This is a genomic window from Demequina rhizosphaerae (assembly GCF_000971255.1).
Classification (GTDB): Bacteria; Actinomycetota; Actinomycetes; order Actinomycetales; family Demequinaceae; genus Demequina; species Demequina rhizosphaerae.
In genome coordinates this window covers 356,816-383,726 of record NZ_BBMC01000004.1, presented here as the reverse complement: position 1 = coordinate 383,726, position 26,911 = coordinate 356,816, and the positions used below count along the sequence as shown (strand labels likewise).

Below are 26,911 nucleotides of genomic sequence, written 5' to 3'. Positions count from 1 at the left end.
GCCGTTACTCGCTGCCGAGGCGTGCGAGCGTCTCGCTCCACTCGTCGAGCGCCTCGTCGGTGAGGGTCGCGAGGCGGTTGCGGCGGCTCACCTTCTCCGCGCGTTCCAGGACCGCGCGCCGCACGATCTCCTGACGCGAGAGCCCCTCCTCGCGCACGAGCAGCTCGAGCGCCTCCTCGAGCACGGAATCCGTCCGCAATGTCATCGCCATCGTCCGACGGTATCACCGTGGTATCACTCGGGCGCGGGCCGTCCGCCCGTGAGGAGCGTGCCGACGACGACCGCCGCGGCGTGCACCCCGAACAGCAGCGGCGCCCCGAGCACCCAGTACAGCGGCAGCGCCGCCAGCAGGATGAGGGTGCGGGCGATCAGCGTGGGCACGCGGCGCACCGGGCGGCGCGCCTTGGGCGAGAGGAACGTGCCCCAGAAGACGGCGACCGCGATCGGCAGCGCCGCGGCGAGGGCCCAGCTGAGCGGGCCGTCGAAGCGCGCGAGCGGCCACCACGCGAGGGCGAACAGGAGCGACAGCTCCGCGAGGAACACGAGGGACGCGCCGAACCATCTCACCTGGTCAGCATGGCACCGCGCGCGACGCTGCGGCTAGAGCTGGATGCGCCCCGGCCGCGCGGCCGGACCCTTCTCCTCCGGCGCGGGCCCCTCGGCCGGGGCCGGGGCGCCGAGGTTGGCGGCGGTCGCATCGGCGAGGTCGGCGAGCGGGATCGCGTGGTCGATGCGGGCCCAGTTGCGGCGGAAGTCCGCGGCGATCGCGGCCTCGAGGTCGCGCTCGACCGCGCGCGCAGCGCTCTTGCCGGAGTCGCCGCCCTCGTGGCGGGCGGTCGCGAGCCGGGTCGCGGCGGCCAGGCGCAGGTCGCGCACGGTCCACCAGTGGTCGACGAACGCGTCGCGGGCGTCGTGCAGCAGCTGCTGCGCGCGGCGGTAGCGGACGATCTCCGAGACCACCGCATCGTCCTTGGTCATCGAGGCCTGCGCCTCGGGGTTGTCGATGCGCGGGATGACGTCCGCGGGCGTGGGGTCCTTGAGGATGGCCTGACGGGCGAGCTTGACGACGAGCTTGTGCTCGAGGGTCTGGGGAGCGTCCGCCATGACGGTCTCGAGCCGCATGTCGAGCGCGCGTCCGCGGACCGTCATGTCCTCGAGCGCGCGGGTGATCTCGAGCAGCATGTCGATCGCGGGGACCGCCTCGCGCTGCCGGGCTGTGCCGCGCTCGAGCCGGGCGACCTGCTCGCGCAGGCCGCGGGTGATCTCCTCCGGCGGGACCAGGGAGGTGGGGTCCTTCGGCAGCGGCGGGATGAGGAGGTCGTGCGCGCTCGACAGCGCGACGGGCGCCTCCTCCGCGAAGAGCCGGCGCCGCATGCGCCGCTCCTCGACCCGGCGGGACAGGTCGAGGAAGCCTCCCACCGCCGCGCCCGCGAAGAGCGCGACGATCAGGCCGGGGACCAGGAACGACCAGTCGATCGACATGGTTCGAATCTAGGGCAGCCCGAGGGCCCCGACCAGGGACCCTGGTAGGAGGGACGATGCGAGGGTCTCCCCCGCATCGTCAGTCCAGGGGCGTCAGGCGACGGGCTGCACGCCCAGCTCGTCGAGCAGCGTGAGGATGCGGCCGCGGATCTCGTCGCGGATGGGGCGGACGGACTCGATGCCCTGGCCGGCCGGGTCGTCGAGCTTCCAGTCCTCGTAGCGCTTGCCCGGGAAGTAGGGGCACACGTCGCCGCAGCCCATGGTGATGACCACATCGGAGGCCTGCACGGCGTCCGTGGTGAGCACCTTCGGGCTCTCCTCGCGGATGTCGATGCCCTCCTCGAGCATCGCCTCGACGGCGACCGGGTTGATCTGGTCGGCCGGCATGGAGCCCGCGGAGCGGACCTCGACGGCGCCGCCGGACAGGTGGCGCAGGAAGCCGGCGGCCATCTGGGAGCGGCCCGCGTTGTGGACGCAGACGAACAGGGCGGAGGGCTTGGTGTCGGTCATGCGGATGCCTTTCGGGTCGGGGGCAGGGTGAGGTCGGGAAGGATGTCGCCGAGCAGGCCGCGGATGCGCGCGTCGATGTCGTCGCGGATCGCGGCCACGCCCTCGGCGCTGGCGAGGGCGGGGTCCCCCACCTGCCAGTCCTCGTAGCGCTTGCCGGGATAGAGCGGGCACACGTCGCCGCAGCCCATCGTGATGACGACGTCGGAGGCGCGCACCGCGTCGTCGGTGAGCGGCTTGGGGAACGCGGCCTCGTCGCTGCCGAGCTCGTCGAGGTGGACACGGACCTTGTCGTGGACCGATGCGGCGGGCATCGACCCGGCCGAGCGGACGACCACGCGGTCGCCCGCGTAGTGGTGCAGCAGCGCGGCCGCGAGCTGCGAGCGGCCCGCGTTCTGGACACAGACGAACAGCACCTGAGGCGGGTAGTCGCCCGCGGGCGCGTCCGTCTTGCGGATGTCCTCGAGGCGCTGCCACGCGAAGTGGCGGGTGAGCGGCACGAGGTGCTGGCGGATCGCGGCGCGGCGCGCGAGGCCGGTGTAGGACTCGCGGACCACGCGCTCGACCAGCGTGGGGGCGATCTCCGGGAAGCGCTCCGTGAGGCTCGCGATCACCGCGGCGAGGGCACGATCGACGTTCTCGAGCTCGATGTCGTGCGTGGCACGGTCGGCGCCGGCCGCGGGGACGAGGGTCTCGAGGAGCCCGCGCACCGCCGGCTGGTAGGGCTCGGCGACGCTGTAGTAGACCCAGGTGCCGCGCCGCTCGGAGGCGACGAGCCCGGCGTCCTTGAGCGTCTTGAGGTGGTGCGACACGGTCGGGCCGCTGACCTCGGCGAGCTCGGTGAGGTCGCACACGCAGGCCTCGCCCTTCGGCGCGGACGCGATGAGCGCGATCATGCGGAGGCGCAGCGGATCGGCGACGGCCTTGAGGACGGTCGCCGCCCGATCGGCGAGCTCCGGGGCGATCGTGTGCGCCTCGACGTGCGTCGCGACGCAGCTGTCGTGCTCCGGGTGGGTGGCGGTGGGGGTGGACACGGCGGGCTCCCTCCGTTGGGATCCTTATGCGGATTCGCCGGCCAACGCCGGCTGGGCCTCGAGGTCGTCGAGGGTGTCGAGGTGGTGCTGGGCGTCGAGGGCGGCGGCGCAGCCGGACCCGGCGGCGGTGATGGCCTGGCGGTAGCGGTTGTCGACCAGGTCGCCGCAGGCGAACACGCCGTCGACGTTCGTCGCGGTGGTGCGGCCCTGGACCAGGACGTAGCCGGCCTCGTCGAGGTCGATCACGTCCTTGACCAGCTCGGAGCGGGGCTCGTGCCCGATCGCGACGAACAGGCCCGTCGCGGCCAGGGTGGAGTCCTCGCCGGTGACACGGTTGCGGACCTTGACTCCTTCGAGCTTGGTGTCGCCGTCCAGGCCGGTGACCTCGGAGTTCCACACGAACTCGATCTTCGGGTCCGCCATCGCCCGGTCGGCCATGATCTTCGAGGCCCGCAGCTCGTCACGACGGTGCACCAGGTACACCTTCGACGCGAACCGCGTCAGGAACGTGGCCTCCTCGACCGCGGAGTCGCCACCACCGACCACCACGACGGTCTGGTCGCGGAAGAAGAACCCGTCGCACGTCGCGCACCACGACACACCCTTGCCCGACAGGCGCTTCTCATCCTCGAGACCCAGCTCACGGTAGGCCGACCCCGTGGCCAGGATGACCGCCTTCGCGGTGAACTCGCCCGACATGCCGGTCACGACCTTCTTGACCGGACCCTCGAGGTCCAGGCTGGTGGCGTCGTCGAAGATCACCTCGGCACCGAAACGCTCGGCCTGCGCCTGCAGCGTCTCCATCAGCTCCGGACCCTGGATGCCCTCCACGAAGCCGGGGAAGTTCTCCACCTCGGTGGTGTTCATCAAGGCACCACCGGCCGTGATCGACCCCGCGACCACCAACGGATGCAAACCCGCACGCGCGGCATAGATGGCAGCGGTGTACCCGGCAGGGCCGGAACCGACGATGATGAGCTGGCGCTGATTCGACATGCCTCTATATAGACATACATCTAATCAGAGCGCAAGCGCGGTCACCGGATGTTCACCCGGCCCGCGCATCGTCCCTCTAGGAGGTGCGTGCGGAGAGGAGCTCGGTGACGCGCGCGGCGGTGGGCACGAGGCCCGCGAGGACCACCTCGTCGTCGACCACGAGGCCGGGGGTGCGCATGATGCCGTAGGCCGCGATCTCGCCGTAGTCCGTCACCTTCTCCACCGTGGCGGAGAGGCCGAGACCGTCGACGGCCTCGCGGGTGACGCGCTCGAGGTTGGCGCAGTTCGCGCAGCCGGGGCCGAGGATCTTGATGTGCATGGCGGTGCCCTTTCTCAGAGGATGGCGTTGAAGAGGTAGCCGACGGCGATGATGCCGAGGGCGACGATGCCGACGAAGGTCGCGATGAGGCGGGGCTTGAGGACCCGCTTGAGCAGGATGGTCTCGGGCAGGCTGAGCGCGACGGTCGCCATCATGAAGGCGAGCAGCGTGCCCATGGGGACGCCCTTGGCGAAGAGGACGTCGACCAGCGGGAGGATGCCGGCGGCGTTGGAGTACAGCGGGATGCCGAGGCCGACGGCGACCAGGACGCCGAACGGGTTGTCGGCGCTCGCGTGCGCGGCGAACCACTCGGCGGGCACCCAGCCGTGGATCGCGGCGCCGAGGCCGATGCCCACGAGCAGGTAGGGCCAGATCTTGCGCAGGATCGCACCGACCTCCTCGACGCCCATGCGGATGCGGTCGTCCCACGTGAGCCCGTAGGCGGGGTCGAGAGGCTTGCCGCGCAGCGTGGTCTCGAAGACGAACGGCTCGACGTACCTCTCGAGCTTGAGGCGGCCGATGACCCAGCCGGCGACGATCGCGATCGTGAGGCCCGCCGCGACGTAGAGGAGCGTCGGACCGATGCCGAAGAGGCCCAGCAGCAGGGCGATCGCGATCTCGTTGACCAGGGGGCTGGCGATGAGGAAGCTCATGGTGACGCCGAGGGGCACGCCGGCGGCGACGAAGCCGATGAACGCGGGCACCGCGGAGCACGAGCAGAACGGGGTGACGACGCCGAGGCCCGCGGCGAGCACGTTGCCCACGCCCTCCCGCTTGCCGCCGAGCAGCGCGCGCGTGCGCTCGACGCTCATGAACGAGCGGAGCACGGTGACGGCGAAGATGATGCCCGTGAGCAGCAGCAGGATCTTGACGCTGTCGTAGAGGAAGAAGTGGACCGCTCCCCCGGCGCGCGAGTCGAGGTCGACCCCGAGCGCGTCGCCGAGCAGCCAGTCCCAGAAGGGGAGGTTGACGGAGTAGAGCGCCCACCACGCGAGCGCGGCGGCCCCGAGCGTCACGCCCCGGCGGAGGCCGGGGTGCCCGGTCCGAGTGGGAGCGTCGGCGGTCATCGCGCGCTCGTCAGCGGGAGGGCGTCGATCGGTGCCGGCAGGGCCGCGGCCAGACGGTCGAGCGCGCCGTCGGTGAGGGCGTAGTCGATCCAGCGGCCGCGGCGCGTGCCCTCGATGAGGCCGGCGTCGCGCAGCTTCTTGAGGTGGTAGCTCAGCAGGTTGCCGGGGATCTCGGGATCGGTGACGAGGTTGCAGACGCAGGACGGCCGCACGGCCAGCTGCGCGACCAGCTGGAGGCGGATGGGGTCGGCGACGGCGGAGAGCAGCGCCGCGTCGGCGACGTACTGTTCAGGAAGTCTTGAACCAATCACCCTTGAAGCATCGCCCCGCGGGCGCGCCGATTCCCGGGACCGTGGTCCCGATTCTGGTGCGTCGCCTCAGGGCGCGCTACATCCGCGTGGTGCGCAGGTCGTCGAGCCGCAGCCAGGCGCGGTGCTCGGCGAGGGTGACGAGGTGCTGGTGGACCACCGCGGTGGCGGCGAGCTTGTCGTACGACTCGCGCACCAGTCGCTGGATCAGCTGGCGGTCGAACTCGATGAAGTGCTCGGCGAGGTGGGTGACGGCGTCGTCGAGCGCGCGATCGACGTGCTCGTGGACCTTCTCCCTGTCGAAGTGGTTCGCAGGCGTGATGGTCATGGCGATCTCCCTTCCGCGCCGTTGCGGGGGTGCCGGCCGCCGGGTCGGGGCCCGTCGCGTTTACCTTCTGTTCATCTTCTCACCGCGAGCGGGGCGCACTCAATGGCGAAACCCGGTGCCGCATCGTCCCTCCTGCTAGGGCGAGGGAACGAAGGTGACGTGGTCGAGCAGCAGCGCGAAGTTGCGCCAGACCTCGTCCTCCGACGTGCCGTGGTCCGAGGTCGCGCGAACCTCCCAGGAGCGGTCGCCGGCGTCGACGACGAGGAGCGGGTCGGGCGAGGCGGCGGGGTCCCAGCGGGCGTCGAGTGAGCCGTCCGGCCAGTCGAAGGACTGCCAGCCGTCCGCCTCGCCCGCCGTGGCGGGCACGATCTCGTAGGTGTAGACCGCGATGACGCAGATGTCACGGGATCGCTCGAAGTCGCCCGAGTCTCCGGTGCCGGTGTAGACGCACACGCGGTACCCGGCGCCGGTCTGCTCGACCTTGACCCAGTCGTCCTGCACGACCTCGATGCCCTCCTGCGCGGCGGCGTCGCGGGCCGCCGAGGCCTGTGCGCTCCTCACGACCTGCCACGCGACCAGCACGGCCGACGCGGCGATCACCGCGATGGCCACGACGAGCCATCGCCGGTCGGCCCGCCTCACGCGCGGCGGCACCGGCGGCCCGTCGATCGGGAACTCCTTCTCCACGTCATCCCCCTTCCGGCGGCGCAAGGCCGCCACCCGCGCATCGTCCCTACAGCGCCGGCACGAAGACGATGACCTGCTGGAGCCCGTCCCAGGCCTCGAAGAGCGCGTCCCAGCGCTTGTCCGCGTCGATCTCGCCGATGCCGACCCCGCCGAGCGTCACCATCCACTGCGCATCGCCGGTATCGATCAACAGCGGGCCGTTGTCGCCGTCGTGCGCGTAGGCGTCGACGCCCGGCCACGGGTACGCCAGCCACCCGGGCTCGCCCGACGGGTCCTCGGTCGCGGGCGTGATCACGTAGGTGGCGCCCGAGAGCTGCGAGACCGTGCCCACCGTCTCGGACACGAAGAGCTGGTAGCCGCCGTCGGGGGGCTCGGTGACCGTGACGATGTCGGTCGCGTCCGCCTGGATGAGTATGCCCTCCGCGGCCATCGCGTCACGCGCGTCGGCGTCGACCGGATCGGTGAGCGCGTTCCACGCGAACACGGCGAAGGCTGCGACAGCTGCCATGGCGAGAAGTGCGGGCCAGATCCGGTTGCGACGGTCGAGCCGCGCGACACCGTCTCCCCCGTCGGTGACGCCGCCGATCGCCGGGTCCGCCGGCCCCTGGTCCTGATGCGCCGACGGCTGCTGCCCTGCGATCATCGCTACCCCCCTGGTAATGAGGTAACTCTACCGACGCGGCGCAGATCGCCGGCTAGGACGCGGGCACGAACTCGATCGCGTCGCGCAGCTCGTAGAAGGCGGCGTGCGCGGCCTGCGTGCTCTCGTTGCCGTCGAGGGACGTGATGAGCACCTGCCACACGTGGTCGCCCGTGTCGAGGACGAGCGCGGGGCGCGGGTCGAAGCTCTCGCGGGCCTCGACGCCGGACGTCCAGTAGATCGCCGCCCAACCGTCCGCCGCGTCCGCGGCGGTCGCCGTGATGCTGAAGGCGTACCCGGTCAGGGTGGGGTCCGACGAGAGGGCGATGGCGACCGCGAAGCCGTCCTCGCTCTCGCTGACGGTGACGCGGTCCGAGTGCTCGGGAACCACCACGATGCCCTCCGCGGCTGCCGCCTCGCGGGCCGCCGAGTCGTCGCCGGTCACAGCGCTCCACCACAGGACGACGGCCGCGATCACCAGGACCGCGGCGACCGCGAGGATCCAGGACCGTGTGCGGCTCGCGTCCGCACCCTCACCGTGGGCCGTGACGCCCGCGAGCCGCGGATCCGACGGACCCTGACCCTGATGCGCCGACGGCTGCTGCCCCGCGATCATCGCTACCCCCCTGGCAATGAGGGAACTCTACCGATGCGCGGGCCGTCAGGCCTGCCGGACGCGCTCGACCGTCGGGAGGATCGCCTCGAGCTCCTCGCGGGTGGTGCGCTTCGTGTACGCCGGGGTGTCGCGTTCGACCTTCCACGACTCCGCGAGCGTGCCGACGTCGACCGTGTCGAAGCCGATGGCATCGATGAAGGACGCGACGAGGTGCTTGGCGGCGGTGTCGTCGCCGGCGATGGGGAGCGCGCGGCGGTCCTTGGTGCCGGCCGGGCTGCCGTGCTCGGAGATCTCGGCCGCGTAGATGTTGTTGAACGCCTTGACGATGTGGGCGCCCGGCGCGAGGTCCTGGAGCAGCTGCGAGGTCGTCTTGCTGTTGTCGTCGAGCGCGGCGATGCGGCCGTCGCGCTGCGGGTAGTAGTTGTTGGCGTCCATGACCACCTTGCCCGCGAGCGCGTCGGCGGGGATCTCGTCGATCTTGCCCAGCGGCACCGCGACGAGCACGAGGTCGCCGCGATGGGCCGCCTCGGCGGAATGCGCGGCGCTGGCGCGGGGCCCGAGCTTGTGGACGAGCGGCGCGAGCGTGGCGGGACCGCGCGAGTTGGACAGGACGACGTCGTAGCCGGCCCGCACCGCCGCGGCTGCGACGTTGGAGCCGATGCGACCGGAACCGATGATGCCGATGGTGGTCATGATGGCCGGAACCCCCTTCCTCCCGAGGGTATTCCGTCGAGACGATGCGGGAGCGGCGGGACGATGCGGGGCTAGCTTCCGGCCGCGGCTTGCGGCAAGCTGCGGGGATGGTCGAAGACAGCGAGGTCGTCCGCGCGCGCATCTTCCAGGACGTGATGCAGGCGAGCGACGAGGGCACGAAGCCGCTCCACCGCGACTGGTTGCTCAACTACTCGATCGACGGCGAACGCCTCCCGCTGATCGACCCGCAGGGCCGCGGCATCCGCAATCCCGCGGACTGGTCGCGGACGCTGTCGATCACCACCGTCGAGAACGGCCGGTATCCCGACCGCGAGGTGCAGCCCGGCGTATGGCAGTACCCGTTCTGCGTCAACAAGCATGGCGCCGTCGACGCCTCCAACAACAAGCTGTTCACCGCGCAGCGCGACGGAGTCCCGGTCCTCTACTTCTACAAGCCGATGGCATACACCTACCTTCCCGTCGGCATGGTCGCCGCCGTGGCGCGGGACGACTCTGCGCGCGAGTTCACGATCGCACTGACCGAAGGGCGTGTGCACGCCAACGAGTTCGCCTCGCCAATCGAACGCGAATGGGCCCAGGCTGTGGTCGAGCGGCGGCTGCACCAGCCAAGATTCCGCGCGATCGTGATGTCCGCGTACGGGTCGCGATGCGCGATCTGTGCGCTTCCCGACGCGGCACTTCTCGACGCCGCGCACATCCGTGCCGACAAGGACCCGAACGGACAGCCTGTGGTCGAGAACGGCCTCGCGCTCTGCTCAATCCACCACCGCGCGTACGACCACAAGCATCTGGGCATCGACGAGGATCTGCGGCTGCACGTGCGCAGCGACGTGCTCGCGATCACCGACGGGCCCGTCTGGGAGCACGCGCTGCAGCGACTCCCCGGGCAATCACTGGCGGTCGTCCCGCGATCACGCCGCGATCGCCCCGACCCCTATCGACTGGGCCTCACCTTCAAGGAGTTCCTCGCAGGCGCATAGACCTGCCCCAGAACGCGCCTCGTCGCTCGTGCCTATGCTCCGAATGTGACCAGCGACGGTTCATGGGCCTCGACCCCGGGCGTCGAGCGCTCGATGCGCGGCAACAAGAAGCGCGACGCCAAGCCCGAGCTCGCCGTCCGCCGCCTCGTCCACGCTTCCGGCCTCCGCTACCGGGTCGCCGCGACCCCCATCAAGGGCGTGCGCCGCACCGCGGACCTGCTCTTCCGTCCGACCAAGGTCGCCGTCTTCATCGACGGCTGCTTCTGGCACTCCTGCCCGATCCACGCCACGAGCCCCAAGGCGCACAGCGACTACTGGCTGCCCAAGCTCGAGCGGAACCGGGAGCGCGATGCAGAGACCACCAGCACCCTGGAGGCAGCCGGCTGGCTGGTGCTGCGGTTCTGGGAGCACGAGGATCCGGCCGAGGTCGCGGATGCCGTCATCACGACAGTGCGCGAGCGCCGCGACCGGATCGGCACGCCGAACCACTAGCGCATTGACCGCTTCACCAGGCACGATGCCCCCATGGCTCAGTGGACGCGGCTCGTGGGGGCGCTGTCGCTCGCGGTGCGCATCGCGCTCGCGCTCGGCGCGCTGCTCGTCGTCGCGAGCGTCCCCGAGCAGCTGCGGACCTGGGACGACCCGAGCTCGAGCGTCATCCCGGCCGAGCGGACTATGCCCAAGGAGGCCAACTGGATCCTCGGCGCCGTGATGCTCGCGGCCGCGCTCGCGCTCGTGCTCGGATGGCTCGTGCGCCGCACGCGCTCCGCCGGCAACCGCCGCGCGGTCGCGACGTGGCACGTCGCCGCGTGGGTCACCGTCGTCGGGATGGCCGCGTGGATCGCCGTCCTGTCCGTGTCGCAGTGGATCGCGGCGCAGCCGAGCGACGCCGTCATCGGCATGGGCGCGCCGGGCCAGCTGTGGGACGCCGTGATCGCACTGCCGGCGATCGCGACCCTCGTGATCGTGGGGCGCGACCTGCGCAGGGTCGCGCGCACGCGCACCGCCACCGGGCACGCCAACCAGGCCGCGCATCGTCCCTAGCCAACGCCGCGCGCACCTGCGGCGACGCGTCCTACTCTGGCGGTATGGGTCGCCTCATCGTCGAGCAGATCGTCACCGTCGACGGCTTCGCCGCCGGCCCCGACGGCGAGCTCGACTTCATGCGCATCCCGGGTCCGTTCGACGCGACGGACCCGGGCCAGATCGCGATGCTCGAGAACGTCGACGCAATCCTGCTGGGACGCAACACCTACGAGCTGTTCGCCCACTACTGGCCCGGCAAGACCATCGACGAGGAGCCCCTCGCCGACTTCATCAACGAGACGCCCAAGCACGTCGTCACCAACACGCTCCGGCGCACGCCCTGGGGCGACTACGCCTCGGCGCACGTCGAGGTCGGCGAGCCGCGCGACACCGTGCGCCGGCTCAAGCAGCGCTACGAGGGCGACATCGTCCTGTGGGGCAGCCTCATCCTCGCCGGCGCCCTACTCCAGGCGGAGCTCGTCGAGGTGGTGCGGCTGCGCATCGTCCCGGTGCTCATCGGGGAGGGACGGACCGTGACGCCCGGGCTGCGGCATTCGCGCACGCTGAGGCCCACGGAGATCGACGCGCTGCCGAGCGGGCACGTCACGCTCGTCTACGACGTGCTCTGAAGGCCCGCGCCGAGGATCAGGAGCTCAGCGGGGTGACCGGCACGCGTCGGCCGCAGCAGGCGCAGTAGCCGCTCCACCGCCGGTCCCAGCGGATGCCGTCGCGATAGCGCCTGTCGTCGTGCGCGAGCTTGGAATCGAGGCGGACCTCGTCGATGTACCGATGACCCCGCGCTTCGCAGACGAACAGCGCGGACTGCGCGATCTCCCCCACCTCGATGCGATCCAGCACCTCCGGCATGGCGGCTCCTCTCTGAGCTGCGCGTCGCCCGCGCCCCGCCCCCGATGGCGGTTCGCGTGACGATGGGGCTCAGACTAGGAACCGTTCAACGATGCACGCAAGACACCTTTGGTCCCGATTTCAACGATTTGTGCACGGAGCGCCATCGAGAAAGAGGACGACCCCGAGATCGGGAACCCGGAACTGGAATGAAGAGGGCACCCGACCTCGGGGTCGAGTCAATTATCGGCGATGAATGCGGATGCGTCGTCCAGATCGGCGCACCTTCACCCGCAGTTCAGCCGAGGCCTAGTCGCAGTAGTCGCACGTCCCGGTCGACGGAAGGTTCGTGAAGCAGGTGGCGCACGTCGGGATGACGGCCTCCTCGACCTGCTTCGCCACCGCCGCGAAGCCCTTGGCCGCGGCCTGGTGGGCCGGCAGCTCGATCCAGTAGTTGTCGCCCTCCTGCGGGTGCACGGCGATGTAGCCGTGGGCGATGAACGCGACGGGCGTGGTGCTGCCCGCCGGCTCGAGCGCGATGAAGGCGCGCGACTCGGGGATGTAGACGTGCTCGTAGCTGAGGGTACGGACCACGTCGATGATCTGGTCGATGTTCTCGGCCGGGGGCTTGAAGTCCGCCAGCGCGGCCTCGAAGGTGCGGAAGTACGTCCGGGGCTCGATGTCCTGCGTCAAAGTCACCGGAGAATCATTCCCTATCCGCGGGGCACTCCGTGACGCTTTTGGTCCCGCACGAGCGCGTGTCGCCCCTCCAGCAGGGACGATGCGTCACCGCGGATCGCGGTAGCGCCACATCGTGAGCGAGCCGAAGACCGCGACGAGCACCGCGGACCAGCCCGCGACCCACACGAGCTCGGTGCCGACGTCGGCGCCGTTCATCAGCGCACGGACCGCCGTGACCGCGTGCGACACCGGGTTGACGTCGACCCAGCCCTGGAGCCAGCCCGGCATCGTGCTCGGCTCCACGAAGATGTTCGAGCCGAAGACCAGCGGCATCACCGCGATCCACGCGATGCCCATGAGCGCGCGCTGCGAGCTCACCAGCATCGCGATGGACGTCCAGATCCAGCTGAGCGCGAAGGCGAAGACGAGCATCACCACGGTGCCCGCGGCGATGCCGGCGACGCCGCCCTCGGGCCGCCATCCGACGATCACGCACGCGACCGCGGTCACGGCGGCCGCGATCGTGTAGCGCACGGTGTCGCCGAGGAGCATGCCCACGAGCGCGCTCGGACGCCAGATGGGCAGGGCGCGGAAGCGGTCGAACACCCCCTTGTCGATGTCCTCGCGCAGGGTCGCTCCCGTGTACATCGAGATGATGAGCACGGACTGCACGAGCACGCCCGGACCGAGATAGGCGATGTAGTTGTCGACGGACCCGGCGATCGCGCCGCCGAACAGGTAGGTGAACAACAGGACCATGAGCACCGGCGACAGCGTCACGTCGAGGAGCTGCTCGGGCGAGTGCTTGATCTTCAGCAGCGCCCGCCAGCCGAACGTGAGCGACTCGGACAGCGCGCCGGGGCGGCGGGGCCGGGTGCCGCTCGCGAGCGCCGATGCGATGGCCGCGGGCCGCGGCGCGGCCTCCGTGGCCTGGGGAGCGGTCTGGGTGGTCATGCGGCCTCCTCCGCATCGTCGCCGGGCTCGGCGGCGTGCCCGGTGAGCGCGAGGAACACCTCGTCGAGCGTGGGCTGGCCGAGGGACAGCTGCGCGAGGTCGATGCGGGCCTCCTCGAGCGCGGTGATTGCGCGGGTGACGCGGTCGCGGTCGTCGAGCGCCGCCACGAGCGCCTGCGGGTCCGAGGCCTCGGTCACCTCGACCCCGAGCTCGCGCGCGAGGATCGCGCGCGCGGCGTCGCGTTCGTCCCGGTGCATCACGCGCACGTGCAGCGACCCGGCGCCGACGGAGGCCTTGAGCGCGGTCGGGGTGCCCTCCGCGATGATCCGGCCGTGGTCGATGACGGAGATCCTGTCCGCGAGCTGGTCCGCCTCGTCGAGGTACTGGGTCGTGAGCATCACCGTGGTGCCGTGCGCGACGAGCGTCCGCACGATGTCCCACACCTCGTTGCGGCTGCGCGGGTCCAGGCCCGTCGTCGGCTCGTCGAGGAAGAGCACCTCGGGCGTCGCCACCAGGGACGCCGCGATGTCCATCCGGCGCCGCATGCCCCCGCTGTAGTTCTTCACCTGCTTGACCGCCGCATCGGCCAGGCCGAAGGCCTCGAGCAGCTCGTCCGCGCGACGGGTCGCGGACGCCCCGCCGTAGCCGTAGAGCTTCGCGATGAGGCGCAGGTTCTCGCGCCCGGTGAGGTCCTCGTCGACGGACGCGAACTGTCCCGTGAGACTCACGAGGCTGCGCACCTCGTGGGCACGGTGGACGACGTCGCGGCCGAGCACGCGCGCGGTGCCGGCGTCGGGCCGGATGAGGGTCGCGAGGATGCGGATCGCGGTGGTCTTGCCCGCGCCGTTGGGTCCGAGGAAGCCGTGCACTCCCCCGCGCGGGATCGCGAGGTCGATGCCGTCGAGGGCGCGCGTGGATCCGTAGACCTTGACCAGGCCGTCGGTCTCGATGGCGAGATCGGCCATGGATGCCTCCCCTGCCGCGCCTCGGCGCGACCCCGTCAGGCTACGTCGGCGCGGCGCGCACCGGAAGGTCCCCACTTGTGGGGGTGCGGACGATGCGCCGCGCCGGGCGAGCCCCTACGAGCGCGCCGTCGTCGGCGAGCCGCCGGCGGGGGCGTAGATCGACTCGATCACGTCGGCGAAGTGCTCCATGACCGTCTCGCGGCGGACCTTGAGCGACGCGGTCATCTCCTCGCGCGCCTCCGTGAACTCGCGCGGGAGGATGCGGAACTCGCGAATCGCCTCGGCGCGGGAGACGTGCTCGTTGGCCGTGGCGATGGCGCGGCCGATGAGCTCGCGCACCCGCTCGTGACGGGAGGCCTCCTCGACGGGCATGTCCGGCAGGTCGTGCGCCGCGAGCCAGCTGGGCAGCAGCACCGGGTCGAGCGTGACCACCGCCGACACGAAGTGGCGGCCGTCTCCGATCACCACGGAGTCCTGGATGGCCGGGTGCGAGCGCAGCGAGTCCTCGAGCATGGCGGGCTGGATGTTCTTGCCCGAGGACAGCACGAGGATCTCCTTCTTTCGCCCCGTGATGGTGAGGTTGCCCTCGTGGATCTCGCCGAGGTCCCCGGTCGCGAACCAGCCGTCGCGCATGACGGCCTCCGTCGCCTCCGGGGCGTTCCAGTAGCCCGCGAAGAGGTTGACGCCGCGCGCGAGGATCTCGCCGTCGTCGGCGAGCATGATCTCGCAGCCGGCGATCGGGTGGCCCACGGTCCCCATCACCTGGTCGGTGCTCGGCGTGCCCATGTGGGCCGCGGTGGTCTCGGTGAGGCCGTAGCCCTGCATCACGGTGACGCCCAGGCCGCGGAAGAAGTGGCCGATGGTCGGGGTGAGCTTCGCGCCGCCCGCGAGCACGTACTCGAGGCGACCGCCGAGCAGGTGGCGGATCTTCTTGAGCACCAGCGCGTTCGCGATCGCGTACTGGGCCTTGAGGACGATGCCGGGGCCGCCGGACTCCTCGGCCTTCGACACCTCGCGCGCGACCCAGGCGGACCAGCGGAAGATCTTCTTCTTGAGGCCGGTCTGCGCGGCATCGGCGCGGTTGTAGACCGTCTCGAGGACGCGCGGGACCAGCGGCATCCAGGTCGGCCGGAACGACGCGAGGTCCGCGGCGAGGGTCCGGTGGTTCGGGGTGTAGCCGATGACGGCGCCGGAGGACAGCGCGAGGACCATCGCGAGGCGCGCGAAGACGTGCGCGAGCGGCAGGAACAGCAGCACGCGGGTCTCGCCCTGGACGAAGGCGCCGAAGTGCGGGTCGAGCTCGATGTTCGCGCAGTGGGCCACGAGGTTGCCGTGGGTGAGCATCGCGCCCTTGGGGCGGCCAGTGGTGCCGGACGTGTAGATGATCGAGGCGAGGTCGCCGAGCACGACGTCGGCGGTGCGCGCGTCGAGGTCGACCTCCGTGACCGCGTCGCCCGCGGCGGCGACGGCCTCGAGGCCCTCGGCGGTGAGCGCGAGCGCCGTGGGTGCCTGCGCGAGCGCGGACAGCATGTCGCGCTGCTCGGGCGTCTCGGCGGCGACGAAGCCGAGCCCGGCGTCCTCGACGATCCACGCGCACTGCGCGGCGGAGGAGGACGGGTAGATCGGGACGGTCACGCCGCCCGCGGCGAGCACGGCGAAGTCCATGACCGACCACTCGATGCTGGTGTCGCCCATGACGCCCACGCGGTCGCCCGCCGCGACGCCGGACGCGATCAGACCCTTCGCGACGGCGCGCACGCGCTGCTCGAAGTCGCCGCGGGAGACGGCGCGCCAGGCACCGGACTCGTCCTTGACCTCGGCGAAGGGCGCGGCCGGGTCGGCCGCGGTGCGCGCGCGCAGGAGCGCGGTGAGGTGGAGGCTGTCGTCGACAGCGGCGAGGGCGGGGGACGTCATGCTGCTCTGCATGGGTCAATCGTAACCTACGCCACCGTAGGTTGATGCAGGCCCATGGGCCTTCCTCGTGGGCCGGCGGGGTGGGCGAGGCTCCCGCGCGACGCCCGCCGGCCGGTCGTTCGGGAGGCGGCTCGGGGGTCGGTACACGCGGTCGCCGAGACGGCCACGGCGACCGGGACGCGCGCATCGTCCCGCGCCTGGCGGAGAGTCAGGCGAGCGCCCCCCACCACGACTCGATCGTCGCCGCGTGGCCCGCCGGATCGTCGAGCCAGGGCTGGTGGCCCGAGCCCTCCCGCACGTGCACCGTGGACCGGCGCGCGTGACTCGCCCATGCGCGCACCCGCTCCGGGCGGGCGAAGGGGTCGCGGTCGCCGACGATCCACAGGCTCGGCATCCGCAGCGCCTCGAGCGTGTCCTTGCCGGCCACCCAGTCGGGGCGCAGTCCGCGCCACGTGGCGGTGCGGCGGATGAGCGAGAGCTCGTGCCAGTACGTGTCGGTGTAGCGCGACAATGCCATGCGCCACGCGAACTCGGCGGCGGGCGGCCCACCCGCGTCGAGGAGGTCGCCGTGGCCCATGGCGCGGAACGACCGGCGCAGGTCGGCCTCGTTGACCTTGTGCGCCGCGACCAGGCGCGCGACCGGCGTGAGCGCGGTCATCCGGAGCTCGCGCGGCAGGCGCATGCCGCGCACCGCGGGCACGCCCTCGATGACGACGCTGTCGACCAGGTCGGGCCGACGCGCCGCCGCCACGAGCACTGTGCCTCCGCCGGCCGAGTTGCCGAGCAGGTGCGCGGGCCCGCCGACGAGCCCCTCGATGACGGCCGAGAGGTAGGCGGTGATGGCGACGCGCAGGTCCTCGGGGTCCATGTCGGAGTAGTCGAGCGCCTCGCTCAGACCGCAGCCGGGGCGGTCCAGCACGATCGCGCGCACCCCCGGCAGCGCCGCGACGAGGGGCACGAAGACGTTGCCCGCGGTCGGGTTGCCATGGACGAAGACCACGGGACGGCCCTGCCCGTGCTCGAGCGCCCGGACGCGGATGCCGTACTCGGGGACCTCGACCCAGCGTTCGACGGGTTCCATGCCGTGGTGGGCCCACACCTCGCGCTCGGCCTCGCGGTAGCGGTCGTCGTCGCGTCGAGACACGCGAGGAGCCACGGCGGTCATGGGTCATCTCCTTGGGAGCACGCGGGGGCTATCCCTCAGGATGCCCCCGGGCCGCTCCGGCCGCCAGCCGAGGCGTCAGCGGGAGTACGTGGCCACCAGGCGCGCCTGCTCGATGATCGCGTCCTCGTAGCGGTGGAGGAACTCGTCGCGCGTGGGCTCGCCCTCGACCGGGCGGGACAGGGCGTAGACCCAGAAGTAGTAGCGGTGGTCGCCGTGGCCGTAGGGCGGGAAGGGACCCACCCAGCCGTGGCCGCCGTCGTCGTTCGGGCCCGGGCGGCCTGCCTCGATGTCGATCTCGCCGTCGAGCGGAGCCAGCCCGTACAGGGTCCAGTGGGTGAAGCCGTGCGCCATCGGGGCGTCGGGGTCGTGGCAGACGAGCGCGAGCTCCACCGCCTGCGCGGGGATCCCGTCGACCACCATGCGCGGGGCCTCCGCGCCGAACTGTCCGGCGCAGCGGTCCTCGATGCGCTCCATGTCTGCGATGTCGGGGCTGGTCAGGGCGAGATCCTTGACGGGCACGGGCTCCTCCTCGGGTTCGGCGGTCTGCCTCGCCTTCCATCTTGCGGGGTGCGCGGCGACCGCGCGAGGGCGCGCGGCAGCGGCACGGGAGTACCGGGTGTCCCGTGGGAGGCGTCAACCGCCGAGAAGGAGTACTGAGTGTCCCGGCGGGGCGGGGCGGGGTGGCGCGGTCAGCGGACCTGCGTCATCCAGCCGTACGTGTCCTCGGCGCGGCCGTACTGGATGTCGGTGAGCCGCTGGCGGATCGCCGAGGTGACCTCGCCCGGCTCGCCGTCGCCGACCGTCACGTCGAAGTCCTCCGAGGCGATGCGGCCGACGGGCGTGATGATCGCCGCGGTGCCGCACGCGAACACCTCGGTGATCTCGCCGTCCTCGATGCCCTCGCGCAGCTCGGCGAGGGTGATGTCGCGCTCGACCACCTTGAGGTCGCGCTCCTCGACCAGCTGGATCACGCTCTTGCGGGTGACGCCCTCGAGGATGTTGCCGTTGATGATCGGCGTGAGCACCGTGCCGTCCTTGCGGACCGCGACCACGTTCATGCCGCCCAGCTCCTCGAGCACCGAGCCGGTGGCGGCGTCGAGGTAGAGGACCTGGTCGAAGCCGCGCTCGTAGGCGGCCATCTGCGGGCGCAGCGACGCGGCGTAGTTGCCGCCGCACTTCGCGGCGCCGGTGCCGCCCGGTCCCGCGCGGTGGTAGTCGCGCTCGACCCAGATGCTCACGGGCTTGATGCCGCCCGGGAAGTACGGCCCCGAGGGCGACGCGATGAGCAGGTAGTCCACGCGCTTGGGCGCGCGCAGGCCCAGGAACACGTCGGTGCCGATGAGGAACGGCCGCAGGTACAGCGACGTCTCGGGCGCGTCCGGCACCCACGCGTGGTCGAGCGCGAGCAGCGCGTCGATCGAGGCCATGAAGTCCTCGACGGGCAGCTCGGGCAGCGCCATACGCCACGCGGAGCGCTGGAGGCGCTCGGCGTTGGCGACCGGGCGGAAGAGGTGGATCGAGCCGTCGGCCCAGCGGTACGCCTTGAGGCCCTCGAAGACCTCCTGCGCGTAGTGCAGCACGGACGCGGCGGGGTCCATGGGCAGCGGGCCGTAGGGCTCGACGCGGCGGTCGCCCCAGCCCTCGGCGGCGGTCCACGTCATGTGGGCCATGTGGTCCGTGAACTGGAGGCCGAACGCGAGGTCCTGGAGCTTCTCCGCACGCTCGGCGTCGGTGGCCGGGCTCGGGTTCGGGACCACGCGGAAGGCCTCGGCGGTGGACGATGCGGCGGTGTCGGTCACTTCAAAGCCTTCCTCGGTGTGTGGTGGTCCTGCGAGGTGCCGGGTGCTCGGAATCGGCGGATTCGGGCACTCGGCACCTCGCAGGACGCTCGAGGCCGAAGCCTAGCCGCGGATGCGGGCGGCGAGCGCGTCGCCCACCTCGGCCGTGGTGCGGGGGCCCCAGCCCTCCGCGACCTTGGCCGCGGCGTCGGCCGCGACCGCGTCCTCGACCTTCGTGGCCAGCTCGTGGTGGCCCAGGAAGTCGAGCATCATCGCGACGGACAGCACGGTCGCGGACGGGTCCGCCTTCTGCTGGCCGGCGATGTCGGGCGCCGAGCCGTGGACGGGCTCGAACATCGACGGGCCGGTCTTGTCGGGGTTGACGTTGCCGGACGCGGCCAGGCCGATGCCGCCCGAGATCGCGGCGGCCTCGTCGGTGAGAATGTCGCCGAAGAGGTTGTCGGTGACGATCACGTCGAACGATGCGGGGTCGGTGACGAGCTTGATGGTCGCCGCGTCGACGTGCAGGTAGTCCCACGTGACGTCCGGGTACTCCGGCGCGACGGCCTCGACCGTGCGGCGCCACAGGTGGCCGGCGTGGACCAGCACGTTGTGCTTGTGCACCAGGGTGACGTGCTGACGCTCGCGCCCGGCCGCGACGGAGAACGCGTAGCGGACCACGCGCTCGACGCCGTGGCGGGTGTTGACCGAGACCTCGGTCGCGATCTCGTGCGGGGTGTCGACGCGCAGCGCGCCGCCGTTGCCCACGTACGGACCCTCGGTGCCCTCGCGGACGACGACGAAGTCGATGTCGCCCGGATCGCGCAGCGGCGAGACCTCGCCCGGGTACAGGCGCGAGGGGCGCAGGTTGACGTACTGGTCGAGCTCGAAGCGCAGCTTGAGCAGCAGGCCGCGCTCGAGGACGCCGGACGGCACGGTCGGGTCGCCGATCGCGCCGAGGAGGATGACGTCGTGGTCCTTGATCGCCTCGAGGTCCGCGTCGGTCAGGGTCTCCCCCGTCGCGTGCCAGCGCTTGGCGCCGAGGTCGAACTCGGTGGTCTCGAACGTGAGGTCGGTGCCCTCCGTCGCGGCGGCGAGGCACTTGAGCCCCTCCGCCACGACCTCCGGGCCGATGCCGTCGCCGGCGACCACCGCGAGGCGGTAGGACGTCATGAGGTTCCCCTTCGAAGTCGTGGTCGAAGCCGGCGCGGGGCTGCCCATCCGCCTCGTGAGCGGGGGCCGCGTCGCCGGCCTGTCGTCCTCTCATCCTAGGGGCGTTGTCCACGATACGACAACCGCGTCTCGCATGGCGAGACGCGGGAGATGGGCTGGGGGGAGGTCCCCGCCGGGACCTCCCCGTGATCGTGCCGTCGGCGTCGAGTCACTCGGCGTAGTCCGGCACGCCGCCGCACATCGGCTCGTAGTCGTCCACGGCGTAGGGCGGGAGCCCACCGCAGATCGGCTCGTAGTCGTCCACCGCGTAGGGCGGCACGCCGCCGCACATCGGCTCGTAGGCGTCGTCGGTCGCGTCCTCGTCGGTCGCTTCCTCCTCGGTCGCGCCGTAGGCACCCTCAGGCACGCACGGCATCGGCGTGTAGACTTCGTCCTCCTCGGACGTCCGGCCACAGGCTCCGTCGGGCACGCACGGCATCGGCGTGTAGACGTCGTCGGCCTCGCTTCCGGTGTCGCTCAGCGACTCCGTGGAACCCCACGAACCGCCCGAATAGACGTAGCCGACCGCCGCGTCATCGTTGGACGTGGTGTCGTCGGTGTCGTTGGCCACCGCGACGGCTCCCATGGACATCGCGGCTGCTCCCACGAGGCCCGCGACGAGCCCGAGACCCTTGGCGACGACCGGCACGCGGCTGCTGTTCCGGTACTTGAGCAGAGTCCACATGATCATGTCCTCCTTCCAGGGACACCTTCAGATCACACCCGCCCCGTATCGGCCCGGTATGGGCCTCGCGGCGCCCGGTATGCGCCCGGTATGCGCCCTCCGCCGAGCGTTTGACCGCCGCTCGTCGCGGTTCCACAGTGGAAGGGTGAGGGTCTCCGTCCTCGGGGGCACGGGCCCCTCGGCGGACCCGGGGGTGAGCCCGCGGGAGCAGGCCGTGCTCGAGGCGCTTCTGGTGTCGCGGCCCGCCGCCGCCAGCCCCGATCGCATCGCCGAGGCGCTGTGGGGGGACGACCCGCCCAAGACGTGGCCCAAGCAGCTCCAGGCGGCGATCGGCCGGCTGCGGAGGACGCTCGGCCCCGACTCGATCGCGACCACGGCCGCCGGCTACCGCATCGTCCCCACCGCCGACGGCGGGACGGTCGAGGCCGACGTGGACGAGTTCGAGGAGGCCGTCGCGCGCGCCCGCGGGTATGCGGCGGACGGCGAGCACCCGCGCGCGGTCACCACGCTCGAGCGTGCGCTGGGCCTGTGGCGCGCCCCGCCGTACGAGGCGATCGCGGACTGGCCGGCGGCGCACGACGAGGCGGTGCGCCTCGCGGAGCTGCGCGAGTCCGCGCGGGACGACCTGCTCGAGGCCCGGCTCGCGGCCGGCGACCATCGCGCGGTGGCGGAGAGCGCCACGGCCCTCGCGGCGGCGGAGCCCTACCGCGAGCGCCGCTGGCATGCGCTGGCGCTCGCGCAGTACCGATGCGAGCGCCAGGCGGACGCCCTGGACACGACCCGGCGGGCGCAGCGGCTGCTGGTCGAGGAGCTCGGCATCGACCCGGGACCGTCGCTGTCGGAGCTCGAGGACGCCATCCTCCGGCACGATGCGTCGCTGCTCGCTCCCCCGGCCGCCGTGCCGCCGAGCCGGGACTGTCCGTACCGGGGGCTGAGCGTCTACGAGCCGCATGACGCCGACCTGTTCTTCGGCCGCGACGAGGACGTCGCCGCGGTGCTCGACCTGCTCGACCGCACCGGCTTCGTCACGGTCACCGGCCCGTCGGGCATCGGGAAGTCGTCGCTGCTGCGCGCCGGCGTGATCCCCGAGCTGCGCCGTCGCGGCCTGGATCCCGTGCTGCTGGGCCCGACGGCCACGCCCGACGAGATCCCGGCCGCCTCGCGTGGCGCGCCGCTCGTGCTCGACGACATCGGGCGGGCCTTCGGCGACCCCGAGCGCGCCGCGTCGCTGGCGGCGGCGCTCGCAGACGCCCACGCGGCCGGGACGCGCATCGTGATCGCGGTCCAGTCGCTGCAGCTCGACGCGTGCGCGGCCCAGCCGACGATCGGTGCGCTGGTGGGCGCCGGGCTGCACCTCCTGGCGCCTCTGACGGCCGAGGCGATCCGGGCCGTCGTCGAGCAGCCCGCCCTGCGCAGCGGGCTCACGATCGAGCACGGCCTGGTCGACGTGGTGCTCCACGACGCCGCCCGGGTGGACATGGCGCTGCCGCTGCTGTCGCACGCGCTGGCGGCGACGTGGGAGCGGCGCGAGGGAACCACGCTCACCATCGAGGCCTACGAGTCCACGGGCGGCCTGCTCGGCGCGGTCGCGCGCTCCGCGGAGCGGCTGTACCTCAACCTCGGGGCGGCCGAGCGGGTCGAGTGCCGCGCGCTCATGCGCCGCCTGGTCGAGGTCGGGCCGGAGGGATCGCTCGCGCTCCACCCGGCCGACCCGGCCATGGTGCGGGCGGCGCCGGCCCGGGCCGAGGCGATGGCGCGGCTGGTCGCCGCACGGCTCGTGGTAGCCCGCGAGGACGGCTACCACCTGGCGCACGAGTCTCTCGCGCGCGAGTGGCCGCGGCTGAAGCACTGGCTCGACGAGGACGCCGAGACGAGCCGGCTGGTGGCGCACCTCGCCTCCGCCGCCGCCCAATGGGACGACGGGGGACGAAGCACCGACGACCTGTACCGGGGCTCGCGGCTCACGGCGGCCGTCGCGTGGCGGGAAGGCACCCACGAGCCGCTCGCACCCATCGAGGAGGAGTTCCTCGACCGCTCGGTCGCGGCGGCCGAGGAGGTGGCCGTCCGCGAGCGCCGACGCACGCGTCGGACGCGGGGCCTGAACATCTGGGTCGCGGCCTCCGCGGTAGCCCTCGTGGCGCTCGGTGCCTCCACGGTGGTGCTGCATCGCACCGCCGAGGCGCGGCAGCAGGACGCGACGATCGCGGCGCTCACCGAGCGGATCGGCGACATGGCGACGTGGTCCCGACCGGTCGCGGCCCTGCTCGCGGCGGAGATCTGGTCGCGCGTGCCGGACGACCCACGCGCACGGGCCGCGCTGTTCGACTCGGCCGCGGCGAACCCGGATCTCACCTCGTCGTCCGTCCTCGCGGACTCCGGAGGCCTCGCGTACGCGGACCTGGGCACGGGGATCCACGTGCTCGTGTCCGGGTCCGGGGTGCGCGGGATCGACGACGACACCGGCGAGGTGGCGTGGGAGGTGGCGGCGCCCACGTACTGGGCCGAGGACGGCCGACGCGCCGTGTCGGCGTCGGCGGACGGCTCGCGCGTGGCTGTGCTCGCCGAGGCCACGGGGTGCGACTCGTCCGGCCCCTGCGGAGCGCTCCTCACGATCGACGCCACGGCGGGACGGCTGCTCAACACCACGAAGGTGGAGGGCGCGGTGCCCACGCGCGTCGGCCGCGCGCTGCAGGTCCAGGTGGACGCCGCGGGCACGAGCGTCGCGACGGTCAACCGCGAGCGCGGCACCGTCGAGCTGCGCACATTCCTCCACCACGGGATCACGGGGACGATGCGGATCGCGGGGACCCGCCTGGACGACGTGGCGCTCGCAGCGGCGCCGACGGGAGAGATCGTCGTCGCGCAGCCGGGCCAGCTCAGGCTCGTCGATCCGCGCACCGCCCAGCAAGTCTCGGAGCTTCGGGTGTCGTCCTCGGCCAGCGGGCTGTCGGCCGCGGCGGCCGCGGACGGCACGGTCGTCACGGCGGGGTCCGGAGCGCTCGCCGCCGTCGACCCCGCGACCGGGAGCACGGAGTGGGTCGCCCGGCCGAGCTCCTCCGAGGGGGGACCCTGCACCTGGCTGGCCGTCGACGACCACGCGTCACGCGTCTACTGCGCGGACGTCGACGGCGTCGTGAGCGAGTGGGACCTCGGGACGGGCCAGAGCACCGGGCGGCTGCTGACCACCCAGCCGGAGCACGCCGGTCAGCTGGTGCTCGTGCGCGACGAGCTGAGGTCGGTCGCCGCGCTCGCCCCGGTCATGACGACCTGGACCACCACGGGCGACGGCGCCATCCGCCGCTCGATCGCCGCCGGTCAGGTGATCTTCGACGGGTACTCGCCGAGCGGTGCGCTCCTGCTCGCGAGCGAGCGGCGCTCCGACGACGTCTCGTGGGACCTGTACACCTCCTTCAGCACGTGGGACGTCGCCGCCGACCGGCAGGTGGACGGCTTCGACGGCGTCACGGTGTTCGCCTGGATCGACGAGGGCACGGTGCTCGGCTACGCGTTCGCGGAGCACCATTCCGGCCGCTTCTCGCTGAGCGACGGCCTGCTCACCACGACGTACTCCGTCGCCCCCTCGACACGCGTCTACACCTCCGGCGACGGCAGCGCGCTGCACGTGATCGACGAGAACGGCAGGTTCCGGACGATCGACGCGGCGACGGGGGCCACCGTGGGGCCCGACCTCGACGTCGAGGGCGCCGTCGACCACGTGGCGTCGTCGCCCGACGGCAGCCTGCTCGTGGTCTCGAGCTCGCTCGACGACGGGACGCCCGGGGTACAGGTCTTCGACGCCGTGTCGGGCAGGCCCCTCTCGCCCTTCCGCGAGGGCCTCTGGCTCGCCGAGGTCAACGACGCGGGCACGGTGGTCGCCGGGACCGCCGGGGGCGTCGCCCGGCTCTCGACGGACCTGGACCTGGTGGGCCGCAGCGACATGCCCGGGCGCCGCATCAGCACCATCGAGTTCAGCGACGACGGCGACCTCTTCCTCGTCGGCGGCGACGGCAACGGCTCCGTGGTGTTCGACACCGGCTCGGGCCTGCGCGTCGCGGGCCCGCTGACGTCGGACTCGCCCTACCCGTGGCCCGCGGCGCTGCGTCCCGACGGGCGCGAGCTCGCCGTCACCACGAGCAGCGGCATCGACGTGTGGTCCCTCGATCCGGAGACCCTGCGCGACGCCGCCTGTGCGTCCGCCGGCAGGGACCTCACCGCCGAGGAGTGGGAGACGTACCTCGCCCCGCTGGGCGAGTGGCGCTCCACGTGCGGATTCGGCGACGAGCCGCCCGCCGCATCGTCCTGAGACGCGACGAAGGGGAGGCCCCGTGCGGGACCTCCCCTTCGTGTGCGGGCAGAGCGGATCAGCGCGCGGCGGAGCCGTCCACGTAGTCCTTGTCCTGGGTCGCGGCCGACCACGAGAACAGCGAGCGCAGCTCCTTGCCGGTCTTCTCGATCGGGTGCGACTCCTCCTTGGAGCGGAGCTCCTTGAACTCCGGCGCGCCGGCGTCCTGGTCCGCGATGAAGCGGGTCGCGAAGGCGCCCGACTGGATGTCCGCGAGGATCGCCTTCATCGACTCCTTCACCTCGGGGGTGATGACGCGCGGGCCGGAGACGTAGTCGCCGTACTCGGCCGTGTCGGAGATCGACCAGCGCTGCTTGGCGATGCCGCCCTCCCACATGAGGTCGACGATGAGCTTGAGCTCGTGGAGCACCTCGAAGTAGGCGATCTCGGGCTGGTAGCCGGCCTCGGTGAGGACCTCGAAGCCCGCCTGGACCAGGTGCGACATGCCACCGCAGAGGACGGCCTGCTCACCGAACAGGTCGGTCTCGGTCTCCTCGGTGAAGGTGGTCTTGATGACGCCCGCGCGGGTGCCGCCGATGGCCGCCGCGTAGGACAGCGCGAGCGCCCAGGCCTCGCCCGACTCGTCGCGCTCGACGCCGATGATGTCCGGGATGCCGCGGCCCGCGACGTACTCGCGGCGCACGGTGTGGCCCGGGGCCTTCGGGGCGATGAGGATGACGTCGACGCCCTCGGGGGCGTCGATGTAGCCGAAGCGGATGTTGAAGCCGTGCGCGAACGCGAGGGCCTTGCCCGGCGCGAGGTTCGGCGCGATCTCGTCGGCGTAGATGCCGCGCTGGTGCTGGTCGGGCGCGAGGATCATGATGACGTCGGCCCAGGCGGTCGCGTCGGCCACGTTCTGGACGGTGAAGCCGTCCTCCTCCGCCTTGGCGATGGACTTCGAGCCGTCGCGCAGCGCGACGTGCACCTCGACGCCCGAGTCGCGCAGGTTCTGCGCGTGGGCGTGACCCTGCGAGCCGTAGCCGACGATGGCCACCCTCTTGCCCTGGATGATCGAGAGGTCGGCGTCCTTCTCGTAGAACAGCTCAGCCATGCTGGGGATCTCCTTCATTTCATTTCTGACGTAGGTGAGGACTGCGGGGAGGGACGATGCGGCGGTCGCCCGCGCATCGTCCGGCGGCTAGGCGGTGGCGACGCGGTCGAGCGCGCGCTCCGTGATGGAGCGGGCGCCGCGGCCGATGGCGACGGTGCCGGACTGGACGATCTCGCGGACGTCGTGCGGCGCGAGGGCCGCGAGCAGCGCCTCGAGCTTGTCGGGGGTGCCGACGGCCTCGATGACGACCGAGTCGGTGGAGACGTCGACGATGTGGGCGCGGAACAGGTCCACGATCTGGAGGACGTCGGTGCGCTGGCGGGCGTCCGCGCGCACCTTGACCAGCAGCAGGTCGCGCTGGACCGAGCGGTCGCGCTCGAGCTCGACGATCTTGAGCACGTGGACCAGCTTGTTGAGCTGCTTGGTCACCTGCTCGAGCGGGAGCTCGTCGACGTCGACGACCACGGTGATGCGGGAGATCTCCGGGTGCTCGGTCTGGCCCACCGCGAGCGAGTGGATGTTGAAGGCGCGGCGCGAGAAGAGGCCGGCGACGCGCGCGAGCACGCCGGGCTTGTTCTCGACGAGCACGGACAGGGTGTGCTTGGTCATGGGGG

General features: G+C 72.0%; 31 protein-coding genes. 5 read left to right on the top strand and 26 right to left on the bottom strand.

The window, feature by feature from the left end:
• Positions 1–4: 4 nt before the first annotated feature.
• The 14 genes from AOM07_RS07985 to AOM07_RS07920 form a co-directional block, all read right to left on the bottom strand.
• Complete coding sequence (locus AOM07_RS07985) at positions 5–211, bottom strand: ribbon-helix-helix protein, CopG family (RefSeq protein ID WP_062298104.1); 207 nt, start codon at positions 209–211, stop codon at positions 5–7.
• A 23-nt stretch (positions 212–234) separates the two neighbouring features.
• Positions 235–567: a YrdB family protein gene (locus AOM07_RS07980; protein ID WP_084830184.1), complete on the bottom strand. Its 333-nt coding sequence runs from the start codon at positions 565–567 to the stop codon at positions 235–237.
• Between the two features lie 33 nt (positions 568–600).
• Entirely contained in the window at positions 601–1,482 is an 882-nt protein-coding gene (locus tag AOM07_RS07975) for a hypothetical protein (RefSeq protein WP_062312558.1), read from the bottom strand.
• Positions 1,483–1,575: 93 nt separating this feature from the next.
• Positions 1,576–1,992 carry an arsenate reductase ArsC gene (locus tag AOM07_RS07970; RefSeq protein WP_062312556.1) on the bottom strand — a complete coding sequence of 139 codons (417 nt, stop codon included), beginning with the start codon at positions 1,990–1,992 and terminating at the stop codon, positions 1,576–1,578.
• Positions 1,989–3,023 (bottom strand): metalloregulator ArsR/SmtB family transcription factor, encoded by a 1,035-nt coding sequence (locus tag AOM07_RS07965; protein ID WP_062312554.1) that lies wholly within the window; start codon positions 3,021–3,023, stop codon positions 1,989–1,991. Before AOM07_RS07965 ends, AOM07_RS07970 begins: the two co-directional genes overlap by 4 nt.
• A 24-nt stretch (positions 3,024–3,047) precedes the next feature.
• Entirely contained in the window at positions 3,048–4,019 is a 972-nt protein-coding gene (gene trxB, locus AOM07_RS07960; protein ID WP_062312553.1) for a thioredoxin-disulfide reductase, read from the bottom strand.
• 76 nt (positions 4,020–4,095) lie between these two features.
• Complete coding sequence (locus AOM07_RS07955; RefSeq protein WP_062312551.1) at positions 4,096–4,338, bottom strand: thioredoxin family protein; 243 nt, start codon at positions 4,336–4,338, stop codon at positions 4,096–4,098.
• A gap of 14 nt (positions 4,339–4,352) precedes the next feature.
• Positions 4,353–5,405: a permease gene (locus AOM07_RS07950; protein WP_062312549.1), complete on the bottom strand. Its 1,053-nt coding sequence runs from the start codon at positions 5,403–5,405 to the stop codon at positions 4,353–4,355.
• Positions 5,402–5,716: an ArsR/SmtB family transcription factor gene (locus AOM07_RS07945; RefSeq protein ID WP_228374409.1), complete on the bottom strand. Its 315-nt coding sequence runs from the start codon at positions 5,714–5,716 to the stop codon at positions 5,402–5,404. Before AOM07_RS07945 ends, AOM07_RS07950 begins: the two co-directional genes overlap by 4 nt.
• 76 nt (positions 5,717–5,792) lie before the next feature.
• Complete coding sequence (locus tag AOM07_RS07940; RefSeq protein ID WP_062312547.1) at positions 5,793–6,041, bottom strand: three-helix bundle dimerization domain-containing protein; 249 nt, start codon at positions 6,039–6,041, stop codon at positions 5,793–5,795.
• Positions 6,042–6,176: 135 nt separating this feature from the next.
• Positions 6,177–6,728 (bottom strand): hypothetical protein, encoded by a 552-nt coding sequence (locus AOM07_RS07935; RefSeq protein ID WP_062312545.1) that lies wholly within the window; start codon positions 6,726–6,728, stop codon positions 6,177–6,179.
• 46 nt (positions 6,729–6,774) lie between these two features.
• Entirely contained in the window at positions 6,775–7,371 is a 597-nt protein-coding gene (locus AOM07_RS07930) for a hypothetical protein (protein WP_062312543.1), read from the bottom strand.
• Positions 7,372–7,423: 52 nt separating this feature from the next.
• A complete protein-coding gene (locus tag AOM07_RS07925) occupies positions 7,424–7,984 on the bottom strand; it encodes a hypothetical protein (RefSeq protein WP_062312541.1) in 561 nt (186 codons plus the stop codon).
• Positions 7,985–8,029: 45 nt separating this feature from the next.
• Positions 8,030–8,677: an NADPH-dependent F420 reductase gene (locus tag AOM07_RS07920; protein ID WP_062312539.1), complete on the bottom strand. Its 648-nt coding sequence runs from the start codon at positions 8,675–8,677 to the stop codon at positions 8,030–8,032.
• Between the two features lie 107 nt (positions 8,678–8,784).
• On the opposite strand from AOM07_RS07920, the gene AOM07_RS07915 reads away from it, so the two are divergent.
• The 4 genes from AOM07_RS07915 to AOM07_RS14700 are packed head-to-tail and all read left to right on the top strand — an operon-like array spanning position 8,785 to position 11,333.
• Complete coding sequence (locus AOM07_RS07915) at positions 8,785–9,678, top strand: HNH endonuclease (protein WP_062312537.1); 894 nt, start codon at positions 8,785–8,787, stop codon at positions 9,676–9,678.
• Between the two features lie 45 nt (positions 9,679–9,723).
• Positions 9,724–10,170, top strand: a complete 447-nt coding sequence (locus tag AOM07_RS07910; RefSeq protein ID WP_228374408.1) for a very short patch repair endonuclease — start codon at positions 9,724–9,726, stop codon at positions 10,168–10,170.
• A 33-nt stretch (positions 10,171–10,203) separates the two neighbouring features.
• Entirely contained in the window at positions 10,204–10,722 is a 519-nt protein-coding gene (locus tag AOM07_RS14705; RefSeq protein WP_062312533.1) for a hypothetical protein, read from the top strand.
• Between the two features lie 44 nt (positions 10,723–10,766).
• Positions 10,767–11,333 carry a dihydrofolate reductase family protein gene (locus tag AOM07_RS14700; RefSeq protein WP_062312531.1) on the top strand — a complete coding sequence of 189 codons (567 nt, stop codon included), beginning with the start codon at positions 10,767–10,769 and terminating at the stop codon, positions 11,331–11,333.
• Between the two features lie 16 nt (positions 11,334–11,349).
• Here the strand turns inward: AOM07_RS14700 and AOM07_RS07895 are convergent, their stop codons facing one another.
• The 10 genes from AOM07_RS07895 to AOM07_RS07850 form a co-directional block, all read right to left on the bottom strand.
• A complete protein-coding gene (locus AOM07_RS07895) occupies positions 11,350–11,571 on the bottom strand; it encodes a hypothetical protein (RefSeq protein WP_062312529.1) in 222 nt (73 codons plus the stop codon).
• A gap of 288 nt (positions 11,572–11,859) precedes the next feature.
• Complete coding sequence (locus AOM07_RS07890; RefSeq protein ID WP_156165253.1) at positions 11,860–12,249, bottom strand: hypothetical protein; 390 nt, start codon at positions 12,247–12,249, stop codon at positions 11,860–11,862.
• Positions 12,250–12,336: 87 nt separating this feature from the next.
• Entirely contained in the window at positions 12,337–13,185 is an 849-nt protein-coding gene (locus AOM07_RS07885) for an ABC transporter permease (protein ID WP_062312524.1), read from the bottom strand.
• Positions 13,182–14,150: an ATP-binding cassette domain-containing protein gene (locus AOM07_RS07880; protein WP_062312522.1), complete on the bottom strand. Its 969-nt coding sequence runs from the start codon at positions 14,148–14,150 to the stop codon at positions 13,182–13,184. The genes AOM07_RS07885 and AOM07_RS07880 overlap by 4 nt, the downstream gene beginning before the upstream one ends.
• 114 nt (positions 14,151–14,264) lie before the next feature.
• Complete coding sequence (locus tag AOM07_RS07875; protein ID WP_062312520.1) at positions 14,265–16,076, bottom strand: AMP-dependent synthetase/ligase; 1,812 nt, start codon at positions 16,074–16,076, stop codon at positions 14,265–14,267.
• A gap of 196 nt (positions 16,077–16,272) precedes the next feature.
• Positions 16,273–17,229, bottom strand: coding sequence for an alpha/beta fold hydrolase (locus tag AOM07_RS07870; RefSeq protein ID WP_062312518.1), 957 nt, complete (start codon positions 17,227–17,229; stop codon positions 16,273–16,275).
• Between the two features lie 75 nt (positions 17,230–17,304).
• Positions 17,305–17,748, bottom strand: a complete 444-nt coding sequence (locus AOM07_RS07865; protein ID WP_228374407.1) for a YbhB/YbcL family Raf kinase inhibitor-like protein — start codon at positions 17,746–17,748, stop codon at positions 17,305–17,307.
• Between the two features lie 170 nt (positions 17,749–17,918).
• Positions 17,919–19,028: a branched-chain amino acid aminotransferase gene (locus AOM07_RS07860; protein ID WP_062312516.1), complete on the bottom strand. Its 1,110-nt coding sequence runs from the start codon at positions 19,026–19,028 to the stop codon at positions 17,919–17,921.
• A 102-nt stretch (positions 19,029–19,130) separates the two neighbouring features.
• Positions 19,131–20,180, bottom strand: coding sequence for a 3-isopropylmalate dehydrogenase (locus AOM07_RS07855; protein WP_062312514.1), 1,050 nt, complete (start codon positions 20,178–20,180; stop codon positions 19,131–19,133).
• A 208-nt stretch (positions 20,181–20,388) separates the two neighbouring features.
• A complete protein-coding gene (locus AOM07_RS07850) occupies positions 20,389–20,910 on the bottom strand; it encodes a hypothetical protein (RefSeq protein ID WP_062312512.1) in 522 nt (173 codons plus the stop codon).
• A gap of 139 nt (positions 20,911–21,049) precedes the next feature.
• Here AOM07_RS07850 and AOM07_RS07845 point away from each other — a divergent pair, with 139 nt between their 5' ends.
• Positions 21,050–25,207, top strand: coding sequence for an nSTAND1 domain-containing NTPase (locus AOM07_RS07845; protein ID WP_062312509.1), 4,158 nt, complete (start codon positions 21,050–21,052; stop codon positions 25,205–25,207).
• A gap of 58 nt (positions 25,208–25,265) precedes the next feature.
• On the opposite strand, the gene ilvC is transcribed toward AOM07_RS07845, so the two are convergent.
• Both ilvC and ilvN read right to left on the bottom strand, forming a co-directional pair.
• Positions 25,266–26,297, bottom strand: coding sequence for a ketol-acid reductoisomerase (gene ilvC / locus AOM07_RS07840; protein WP_062312629.1), 1,032 nt, complete (start codon positions 26,295–26,297; stop codon positions 25,266–25,268).
• Positions 26,298–26,384: 87 nt separating this feature from the next.
• Positions 26,385–26,906: an acetolactate synthase small subunit gene (gene ilvN, locus AOM07_RS07835; protein WP_062298032.1), complete on the bottom strand. Its 522-nt coding sequence runs from the start codon at positions 26,904–26,906 to the stop codon at positions 26,385–26,387.
• Between the last annotated feature and the right edge of the window lie 5 nt (positions 26,907–26,911).

Coding starts and splice junctions, on each gene's coding strand:
- ilvN (WP_062298032.1), bottom strand. CDS start 26,906: ATGACCAAGCACACCCTGTCCGTGCTCGTCGAGAACAAGCCCGGCGTG.
- ilvC (WP_062312629.1), bottom strand. CDS start 26,297: ATGGCTGAGCTGTTCTACGAGAAGGACGCCGACCTCTCGATCATCCAG.
- AOM07_RS07850 (WP_062312512.1), bottom strand. CDS start 20,910: ATGATCATGTGGACTCTGCTCAAGTACCGGAACAGCAGCCGCGTGCCG.
- AOM07_RS07875 (WP_062312520.1), bottom strand. CDS start 16,076: ATGCAGAGCAGCATGACGTCCCCCGCCCTCGCCGCTGTCGACGACAGC.
- AOM07_RS07920 (WP_062312539.1), bottom strand. CDS start 8,677: ATGACCACCATCGGCATCATCGGTTCCGGTCGCATCGGCTCCAACGTC.
- AOM07_RS07940 (WP_062312547.1), bottom strand. CDS start 6,041: ATGACCATCACGCCTGCGAACCACTTCGACAGGGAGAAGGTCCACGAG.
- trxB (WP_062312553.1), bottom strand. CDS start 4,019: ATGTCGAATCAGCGCCAGCTCATCATCGTCGGTTCCGGCCCTGCCGGG.
- AOM07_RS07870 (WP_062312518.1), bottom strand. CDS start 17,229: ATGACCGCCGTGGCTCCTCGCGTGTCTCGACGCGACGACGACCGCTAC.
- AOM07_RS07915 (WP_062312537.1), top strand. CDS start 8,785: ATGGTCGAAGACAGCGAGGTCGTCCGCGCGCGCATCTTCCAGGACGTG.
- AOM07_RS07950 (WP_062312549.1), bottom strand. CDS start 5,405: ATGACCGCCGACGCTCCCACTCGGACCGGGCACCCCGGCCTCCGCCGG.
- AOM07_RS07925 (WP_062312541.1), bottom strand. CDS start 7,984: ATGATCGCGGGGCAGCAGCCGTCGGCGCATCAGGGTCAGGGTCCGTCG.
- AOM07_RS07885 (WP_062312524.1), bottom strand. CDS start 13,185: ATGACCACCCAGACCGCTCCCCAGGCCACGGAGGCCGCGCCGCGGCCC.
- AOM07_RS07930 (WP_062312543.1), bottom strand. CDS start 7,371: ATGATCGCAGGGCAGCAGCCGTCGGCGCATCAGGACCAGGGGCCGGCG.
- AOM07_RS07855 (WP_062312514.1), bottom strand. CDS start 20,180: ATGACGTCCTACCGCCTCGCGGTGGTCGCCGGCGACGGCATCGGCCCG.
- AOM07_RS07975 (WP_062312558.1), bottom strand. CDS start 1,482: ATGTCGATCGACTGGTCGTTCCTGGTCCCCGGCCTGATCGTCGCGCTC.
- AOM07_RS07895 (WP_062312529.1), bottom strand. CDS start 11,571: ATGCCGGAGGTGCTGGATCGCATCGAGGTGGGGGAGATCGCGCAGTCC.
- AOM07_RS07985 (WP_062298104.1), bottom strand. CDS start 211: ATGGCGATGACATTGCGGACGGATTCCGTGCTCGAGGAGGCGCTCGAG.
- AOM07_RS07970 (WP_062312556.1), bottom strand. CDS start 1,992: ATGACCGACACCAAGCCCTCCGCCCTGTTCGTCTGCGTCCACAACGCG.
- AOM07_RS14700 (WP_062312531.1), top strand. CDS start 10,767: ATGGGTCGCCTCATCGTCGAGCAGATCGTCACCGTCGACGGCTTCGCC.
- AOM07_RS07880 (WP_062312522.1), bottom strand. CDS start 14,150: ATGGCCGATCTCGCCATCGAGACCGACGGCCTGGTCAAGGTCTACGGA.
- AOM07_RS14705 (WP_062312533.1), top strand. CDS start 10,204: ATGGCTCAGTGGACGCGGCTCGTGGGGGCGCTGTCGCTCGCGGTGCGC.
- AOM07_RS07955 (WP_062312551.1), bottom strand. CDS start 4,338: ATGCACATCAAGATCCTCGGCCCCGGCTGCGCGAACTGCGCCAACCTC.